Source organism: Cryobacterium sinapicolor, assembly GCF_004403465.1.
Taxonomy (GTDB): Bacteria; Actinomycetota; Actinomycetes; order Actinomycetales; family Microbacteriaceae; genus Cryobacterium; species Cryobacterium sinapicolor.
Window position 1 is genome coordinate 135,590 of the sequence record NZ_SOGQ01000019.1, and the last position, 8,342, is coordinate 143,931.

General features: G+C 68.7%; 7 protein-coding genes and 2 pseudogenes. 6 read left to right on the forward strand and 3 right to left on the reverse strand.

Annotated features, from left to right (window positions below):
- The first annotated feature begins 112 nt into the window (after window positions 1–112).
- Both E3T28_RS04550 and E3T28_RS04555 read left to right on the forward strand, forming a co-directional pair.
- Complete coding sequence (locus E3T28_RS04550; protein WP_241979159.1) at window positions 113–4,027, forward strand: AAA family ATPase; 3,915 nt, start codon at window positions 113–115, stop codon at window positions 4,025–4,027.
- Window positions 4,020–4,232, forward strand: coding sequence for a hypothetical protein (locus E3T28_RS04555; RefSeq protein WP_241979160.1), 213 nt, complete (start codon window positions 4,020–4,022; stop codon window positions 4,230–4,232). Before E3T28_RS04550 ends, E3T28_RS04555 begins: the two co-directional genes overlap by 8 nt.
- Before the next feature lie 437 nt (window positions 4,233–4,669).
- Here the strand turns inward: E3T28_RS04555 and mscL are convergent, their stop codons facing one another.
- Entirely contained in the window at window positions 4,670–5,107 is a 438-nt protein-coding gene (gene mscL / locus E3T28_RS04560; RefSeq protein ID WP_134428360.1) for a large conductance mechanosensitive channel protein MscL, read from the reverse strand.
- 73 nt (window positions 5,108–5,180) lie between these two features.
- Between mscL and E3T28_RS17630 the strand changes: the two genes are divergently transcribed.
- Complete coding sequence (locus tag E3T28_RS17630) at window positions 5,181–5,432, forward strand: hypothetical protein (RefSeq protein ID WP_338145382.1); 252 nt, start codon at window positions 5,181–5,183, stop codon at window positions 5,430–5,432.
- Between the two features lie 14 nt (window positions 5,433–5,446).
- Here the strand turns inward: E3T28_RS17630 and E3T28_RS17635 are convergent.
- Both E3T28_RS17635 and E3T28_RS04570 read right to left on the reverse strand, forming a co-directional pair.
- Window positions 5,447–5,587, reverse strand: a pseudogene (locus E3T28_RS17635) (FmdB family zinc ribbon protein); the annotation flags it as partial.
- An 83-nt stretch (window positions 5,588–5,670) separates the two neighbouring features.
- A complete protein-coding gene (locus E3T28_RS04570; protein WP_134428364.1) occupies window positions 5,671–6,249 on the reverse strand; it encodes a 5-formyltetrahydrofolate cyclo-ligase in 579 nt (192 codons plus the stop codon).
- Between the two features lie 34 nt (window positions 6,250–6,283).
- Here E3T28_RS04570 and galU point away from each other — a divergent pair, with 34 nt between their 5' ends.
- From galU to E3T28_RS04585, 3 genes and pseudogenes are all read left to right on the forward strand, one after another.
- Complete coding sequence (galU, locus tag E3T28_RS04575; protein ID WP_134428366.1) at window positions 6,284–7,177, forward strand: UTP--glucose-1-phosphate uridylyltransferase GalU; 894 nt, start codon at window positions 6,284–6,286, stop codon at window positions 7,175–7,177.
- Between the two features lie 55 nt (window positions 7,178–7,232).
- A complete protein-coding gene (locus tag E3T28_RS04580) occupies window positions 7,233–7,892 on the forward strand; it encodes a GNAT family N-acetyltransferase (RefSeq protein WP_134428368.1) in 660 nt (219 codons plus the stop codon).
- Window positions 7,893–7,964: 72 nt separating this feature from the next.
- Window positions 7,965–8,342, forward strand: a pseudogene (locus E3T28_RS04585) (hypothetical protein); the annotation flags it as partial.

The window sequence follows — 8,342 nt, forward strand, 5'->3', positions numbered from 1 at the left end:
GACGGCCGCACAGGCATCCGGAACCCCCGATTTGGGCCAGTTCACGCCCGAATCCGCGCAATTCCGGGCCGCCTGCCGGGGAATCGGAGGTGTTTGGCTTATGGTGTCGAGTGTGTGGCGCCTCGATAAGAAACTAGATGACGACGGCATCCTGACTGAATTTCAGGAGGCTCCGCCCGCCGACCCACACGATTCCGCGGCTCCGCACGCGGTCAGCCTGGGCGATCCGTCCCTCGCCGTGGGCAATGTGGCCGACCCGGTCTGGCAGCGCTGGCGCGACGAACTCGCCGAGGTGGGCGGCCGTTCCCCGTTGCTGCACTTCAGTGACGGCCCCCGCACGCGGATCGAACTCAGCGCCACCCACCCGGGCGGTCTGCCCCAGTTCATCACCGGCAAGACCACTCTGCTCTCCAACCTGATCCGCGACGAGCTGGCCCTGCGCAACGCCAGGCTGGCCGCCGGTGAGATCACCCAGAAGGGCATCGAACTGCGCTCCATGCGTGGAATCGAGTCTGTTCACCTCGCCATCGGCCTCGCCGAATGGCGGCACAACGACGTGGACTACAGTGCCCCGGTGCTGCTGCGCCCGCTCGCCATCCGCCGCTACGGGCGCGACTTCGAACTCAAGCTCAAGGGCCAGCCGTTCCTGAACCCGGAACTGGCGCGCGCGCTGAAGGACCAGTTCGAGATCGTTCTGGATGCCGACGCCTTCGTGGCTCTGGCCGTCACCAACGGTGCCTTCAAACCGCAGCCCGTGATCGACCGGTTGCGCGGCCTCACCTCGCACCTGCCCTGGTTCAACGTGGTGCCGCGTCTCGTGGCCTCCGCCTTCGCCGACGTGGGCCGGGCGCTCGCCGCCGATGCGGCCGACCTGGACCATCCGCTACTCGACGCGATCGGCGGCAACAACAACGCCCGTCGCGCCATCGAGACCGCGTACAACCCGGTCGTCCCGATCGGCCAGGACTCCCGGCCGCCGGCCACCGACACCCTCCTGCTCGACGCCGACTCCGAGCAGGAGAACGTCGTGGCGCAGATCGCGGCCGGCAACTCGCTTGTCGTGAAGACCCTTCCCGGCACCGGCGGCACGCAGACCATCGTGAACGCGATCGGTTCGCTCACCGCGCAGCACAAGCGCGTGCTCGTGGTCAGCGCCCGCCGGTCCAGCCTCGACGGCATCGCGCACCGCCTGGTTCAGGTCGGGCTGCCCGGGGTGGCCGTGACCCCGCGCACCCTGCGCCGGGACCTGATCCAGTCGATCACGCGCAACGAGAAGGCCACCCAGCCGATGGTCGGCGACGTCGACGACGCTCTCGTGCGCCTGCGTAAGGTGCTGCTGGACTACCGGTCGGCGCTCACCCGCCGCGACCCGGCGCTCGGGGTGTCCGTGCTCGACGCCCTCGGCGAGCTGGCCCGCCTGGCGCAGCTTCCGGCCCCGCCCTCGACCACAGCCAGGCTCGACCGGCGCGCGCTCGAACGCCTCGCGCAGGGACGGCCGGCCGCCGCCGCCACCCTGATCAAGGCGGCTGCGCTCGGAGAATTCCGTTACGGCCCGGGCGACTCACCCTGGTACGGAGCCTCCTTCACTTCCCCCGCCGACGCCTCGGCGGCGCACCAGCTGGCCAAACGGGTCAACCAGGTCGAACTCCCTCGCCTGCTCGAGCGCGCCGCCGGACTCGTCGGTCAGACCCGACTGCGCCCGTTCGAGACCATCGCCGAGCTCGGGGTCTACCTGCGGCTGCTGCTGGACATCCGGGAGACCCTCGACAAGTTCCAACCGGCCGTTTTCGACCGGTCCCTGACCGAACTGATCTCTGCGACCGCGTCCCGACGGGAGTCACCCGAGATGACGGGCGCCAACCGCCGCCGCCTGCGCAAGCTCGCGGTGGAATACCTGCGCCCCGGTGTGCACGTGAGCGACATGAACGAGAGCCTGCGCCGCATCCAGCAGCAGCGCACCCTGTGGCAGCGCTTCGTGGTCGCCGGCGTCACCCCCGAGGTGCCCGTGGGCATCTCGGACGTGCACGTGGCCTACCAGCGCGTCGCGGAAGACCTGGCGAGCCTCGACATCCCCCTCGGTGCGGCCGGGACCACCCGGCAGCTGTCGAACCGGCCGGTGAAGGAGCTCGTGTACGTGATCTCCGGCCTGGCCGCCGAGAGCGAGGTGCTGGCGAACTTACACGAGCGCACCGCGCTGCTCGCCACCCTGCGCGAACACAATCTCGACCCGCTGATGACCGACCTGTCCCAGCGCCACGTGTCCGAGAAGGATGTCGCCGACGAGCTCGAGCTCGCCTGGTGGCAGTCCGTGCTCGAGACCATGCTCAGCGGCGACAAGGCCCTGCTGAACGCCAACACGCAGGTGCTCGACCGGCTGGAGGCAGACTTCCGCTTGGTCGACGAGGCCCACGCCTCAACCACCGGGCAGCTCCTGGCCTGGCTGCTTGCCGAGACCTGGAAGATCGGCGTCGTCGACTGGCCCGAGGAAGCCGACAACCTGAGGCGCCTGCTGCGCGCCGACCGGGCCACCCCCACCCGGCTGCACAAGGCCGCCCCGCACCTGGGCCGCGTTCTCGCCCCGGTCTGGCTGGCCTCGCCCTACGAGGTGGCGGCCCTCGACGACCTGATGAGCTTCGACACCGTGCTGCTCGTCGACGCCGGTGCCACCACGCTGGCCGAGAACGTCGGCGCCATCCGTCGCGGCCGGCAGATCGTCGCGTTCGGCGACCCGGTCACCCAGACGCCGTCATCGTTCGAAACCGGTATCACGGCCGCCGCCGACGACCGGATTGTTCAGGAGACGAACGTCGACGCCCTGCACGCCGACTCGGCCCTCGCGCGTCTCGGCGAGCTGCTGCCGACCCTCACCTTGACCCGCAGCTACCGTGCCGGCGGCGAGGACCTGGCGGAACTGGTCAACCACCGCTTCTACGGCGGGCGCATCGATTCCCTGCCGTGGGCCGGCAGCTACCTCGGGCACGGCAGCCTCACCATCAACTACGTCGCCGGCGGGCACGGCATGCCCGACGCCGACTCCGGGGCCGTGGAGAGCGTCGACGCCGAGGTCGCCAAGGTCGTCGAACTCGTCATGGACCACGCCGTGAAGCGCCCGAAGGAGTCGCTCATGGTCATCACGGCCAGTGCGCGCCACTCCGTGCGCGTGCATCAGGCCGTGCTGTCCGCGTTCTCCAAGCGCACCGACCTCTCCGACTTCATCCTGAAAGACCGGGCCGAGCCGTTCACGGTGCTCACCCTCGAGCAGGCCGTGGCGCAGAGCCGCGACCGCGTGATCTTCTCTATCGGCTACGGCCGCACTCCGCACGGCCGCCTCCTGACGAACTTCGGTTCGCTGGGCGAGCCGGGCGGCGAACGGCTGCTGGCCATCGGCATGACCCGCGCCCGCCGTGCCATGGACATCGTCTCCTGCTTCCGCCCCTCCGACATCGACGAGGACCGCCAGCGTCACGGCATCCTCGCGCTCTCCCAGGTGCTCAGCGAGACAGAGGCGCGCCGCAACGAGCCGCAGGTTCCCGACGCGAGCGAGGCCATGCTGGTCGACCTGGCCCGGCGTTTGGAACGGCTCGGCCTCACCGTGTCGCTCGGCCACCGCGGCAAGCTGGCCCTCGCCGGCTCGCACGCGGGCCGTGCCGTCGTCGTCGAAACGGATGCCGTTGTCGGCCGGTCGAGCCTGCGCGAGTCCCTGAGGCTCCGCCCCGAGGTATTGCGCCGCCTCGGCTGGCACTATCTGCGGGTGCACAGCTTCGAACTCTTCAGCAACCCGGACGCGGTGGCCGCCCGCGCGGCCGCTCTCGTCGGCGTGACCGTTTCGGCACCGGCTGCCGGAGCCGCCGGGCACGGTTCTGCCGCGCACGGTTCCCCGGCGCCCGGTTCCCCGGCGCCCGGTTCCCCGGCGCCCGGTTCCCCGGCGCCCGGTTCCCCGGCGCCGGGTTCGTCCGGCCCGGGTTCGTCCGGGCCGGGTTCGTCTGGCCCGGGTTCGTCTGGCCCGGTGCGCCGCCCTGGTGCCTGAGCGCGGCGTGCCCCGGCAGACGGTCGTCAAATCGGCCGGCGCGTCCCGGCGAGCCCGGCTGACCCCGGCACCCGGCACCGACCCTGATCCGCACCCGCCGGTCCTGCGTGAGGACGGCGGCGTCGTGCCCGCCGATCCGTCCGGACCGGGCACCCGCGGCGTCAACGACGATCGGCTCCGTCAGGACCGCCCGCCGCACTGGTAGCGGCAGCTTGCCGCCATCTGGGCCCGGCCGAGCGCGCGCGTGTGGCCAACTCAGGACATCCGTCGCCCGGTATGCCCGGCCGCCGCGGATCAGTGCGGTACCGGTGCGGATGTCCGGGCCGGCCCGGACGGATCTCCTGAGTTGGCCACTGTCCTGAGTTGGCCACTGTCCTGAGTTGGCCTCAGGGCTCGGCGGCTGTGCTGCAGCGCTCGCCCGGTTCCAGCATCCACCGTGCGCTCCACCCTGCGCTCCACCGTGCGTTTCGCCCGCGGGCCGAACGAATTCGACGGAGATTCTCGTTTCGAACCGGGTTTCGGCCTGATTTAGGGCCGTTTTGGGCAGAATCTCCGTCGAATTCGTTCGAGACTGAGCTGTGTCAAGCCTCGGAAGCGGAATGGGCGGTGGTGCGGTGCCTCGGGTGGGGAGGACGCGGACTGCTAGAGCGTGTGCTTCGGACCCTGCTCGAGCGTTGAGCCGGTGGCCAGCAGGTCGCGGATCTCGGTGAGCAGGTCGAGTTCCGTCGCCGGAGCGGCGGCCTCGGTGGCCGTGGGGATCCCGGCGACACGGCGGCGCTCCTGTGCGTGCTTGACATGGTTGAGCGGCATCACGAAGACGAAGTAGACGACGGCCGCGACCAGCAGGAATTGGATGGCCGCCGCGAGTACGAGCCCGAACGACAGTGCCCCCCCGCCGGGGAGGTTGACGATCATTGCCTTTCCGAGGCTCTCCGAGTTGAAGATGGCGGCGATCAGGGGGTTGAAGATGCCCGTAACGATCGCGTTGACCACCGCGGTGAACGCGGCGCCGATGACGACGGCGACGGCGAGCTCGATGACGTTGCCGCGCATGATGAATTCTTTGAAGCCCTGAATCATGGTGATACTCCGCAAAGGTTCCGGCGCCGTGGAAGGCGGATGGTGAGGTGGTGGAGGAGGTCAGGCAGACTTCGTGGCGGGCGCGGACGAGCTGTTGCTGCCGTTGCCGCTGTTGCTCGCCGCTTTCGCGGGGGCGGAGCTGTCCTTCGCTGGGGCCGCAGACTTCTCGCTGGAGGAGCTGGAGGAGCTGGAGGAGCTGGAGGAGCTGGAGGAGCTGGAGGAGCTGGAGGAGCTCGAGTCGGACTTCGTCTCCGACTTCTTGTCTGAGGACTTCGACGAGCGCTCGAGCGAGCGCTTCGCATCCGACCGGGCGTCGTTGCTGTAGAAACCGGACCCGCTGAAGGTCACGCCGATCGAGGAGAAGACCTTGCGCAGTCTGCCGTCGCAGGTCGGGCACTTGGTGAGCGAGTTGTCGGTGAATGCTTGCTGGATGTCGAACGCGGTGTCGCACTCGGTGCAACGGTAGGAATAGGTAGGCACTGGAACTCCGATGGGGGACCGGCCCGCGGGCCGGAATCTCCGATTGTGAAATGGCTTTCGTTGAACGGGAACGAAGGAAGGGGTCAGAACGCGATGATGCGTGTGGGGGTGACCAGGCCGTCGACCGGCTGGTCGTGCACCTCGCGGGGCACCTCATCGACGAACTCATTGTCGAAGATGACGGCATACACCGGCGGGCACTTCTCCATCGAACCGAGCGTCTTGTCGTAGTAGCCGCGACCCCAGCCCATCCGCAGGCCCGACGCGTCGACGGCGGCGGCCGGTACGACGATCAGGTCGACGTCATTGATCGCGATCGGGCCCAGCAAGCTGCCGCCCGCCTCGGGGGCACCCGAGAGTCCCTCAAATTCGGTCTGGTCCTCCCCGACGGTCCAGTCCAGGAGTCCGTCGTCGCGGGACACCGGGAACAGCACACGGATGCCCTGGGCCTCGGCCCAGTTCACGAACGACCGAGTGTCCGGCTCGTTGCGGGAGGACAGATAGCAGGAGATGGACCGGGCCGACAGGTCCAGGGTGATGCTCTGCAGATTCTGGGTGAAGCCGGCCGTCGCGGCCTCCCGCTCCACCGAAGTCAGGTTCTGCCGACGCTCCCGCAGCTCGGCGCGAAGCGCGCGCTTTCGGTGACCGATGTCGGAGTCCATATATCTCATCCTAGATGCCGATAACGTAGGGACCATGGGGACAACAATTACGAAAGCCGTCATTCCTGCTGCAGGACTGGGTACTCGCTTCCTTCCGGCCACCAAGGCCATGCCGAAGGAGATGCTGCCGGTCGTCGACAAGCCGGCCATCCAGTACGTGGTCGAGGAGGCCGTAGCCGCCGGCCTGACCGACGTGCTGATGGTCACCGGGCGCAACAAGAACGCGCTGGAAAACCATTTCGACCGCATGACCGAGCTTGAGGCCATCCTGAAGAAGAAGGGTGACCACGGCCGACTGGAGAAGGTCAACCACGCCACAGACTTAGCCGACATCCACTACGTGCGCCAGGGTGACCCTCTCGGCCTCGGCCACGCGGTGCTGCGGGCCAGGATGCATGTGGGCAACGAACCGTTCGCGGTGCTGCTCGGTGACGACATCATCGACGAGCGCGACCCGCTGCTAGCGAAGATGCTGGCGGAACAGGGCAAGCGCCACACCAGCATCATCGCCCTGATGGAGGTGGAGCCCTCGCAGATCCACCTCTACGGTGCCGCCGCCGTCGAGGCCACCGACGACCCTGACGTCGTGCGGGTGACCGGGCTGGTCGAGAAGCCGAGCACCGAGGATGCGCCGTCGAACCTGGCCATCATCGGCCGCTACGTGCTGCGCCCCGAGGTCTTCGGGGTGCTCGAGCACACTCAGCCCGGCAAGGGCAACGAGATCCAGCTCACCGATGCGCTGCAGGAAATGGCGTTGAACCCGGAGGAGACCGGCGGTGTGTACGGGGTCATCTTCCGCGGCCGCCGCTACGACACGGGGGATCGCCTCGACTACATCAAGGCCATCGTGCAGCTCGCCGTCGACCGCGAGGACCTCGGCCCGGACCTGCGGCCCTGGCTGCACCAGTTCGTCGCCACGCTCGACTAGGACGCGAGCAGTACATTGGGGAACACAATTTCGGCATTGAGTAGACGGGCACACTGTGGCGATCGCGATACCGACGCTTCATGACGGCCCCGTCACACTGCGGCCGATCCGATTGCGCGACGACCGCATCCTCGACCGGTCCCTGATGGAGAACCGGGGCTGGCTGCGCACCTGGGAGGCCACCAGCCCCTACGCGCCGATGTCCTTCGACACCCGCTCCAGCATCCGCAGCCTGCTCGCACACGCGCGGGCAGGCAGCGGGCTGCCGTTCGTGGTCGAATACCAGGGTGAGCTGGCCGGCCAGCTCAACGTGTCGTCGATCACCTGGGGGTCCCTGTCGTCGGCCACCATCGGCTACTGGGTCAGCGAGGAATTCGCGGGCAAGGCGATCACGCCCACCGCCGTGGCTCTGGCCACCGACTACTGTTTCGGCCAGCTCGGGCTGCACCGCATGGAGATCTGCATCCGGCCCGAGAACGTGCCCTCGCTGCGGGTCGTGGAGAAACTCGGCTTCCGCTACGAGGGGCTGCGCCGCCGGTATATCCACATCAACGGCGACTGGCGGGACCATTTCTGCTTCGGTCTGGTGGCCGAGGAAGTGCGTCAGGGTGTGCTGCGCCGTTGGCAGTCCGGCCAGGTGTCGGCCGACGCCGCCCGGGTGACGGACGTCGATCGTGCCGCGGCCGCGCATCCGTTGCCGGTGAGCGACCGATGAGTGTGGCAATTGCCCGTGACACACCCTCGATAATCATCCCCACAAGGCCGCGGCCCTCCTACCTTAGAAACTATGAGTAGCGAGGTCCTGGGCGGGGGAGTGATGATTGCGGTCGCGGCTGCCCTCTGGGTGACGTACCTCATGCCGACTTGGGCGCGTCGACGCCAATACCTCACCACCGAGCGCAACGCCGTCCGGCTCCAGCAGACCATGCGCATCCTGGCCGAGACGTCCGAGGTGCCCCAGCAGGTGCGGCTCGAAGCGAACGCGCGAACCGTCGTGACCCAACGCAAACTGCTGGCCCAGGCCGAGGACGATGCTCGGGCCGAGGCGAAGGCCGTGACGGATGCCGCGGCGTCCGCCCGGCGCTCCGCCGCGGCCCTGGCCGCCGCGAACCGTGCGGCCGCCGCCCGAGAGATCGCCGCGCAGGCTGCCGCCGTGCGCGCCGGG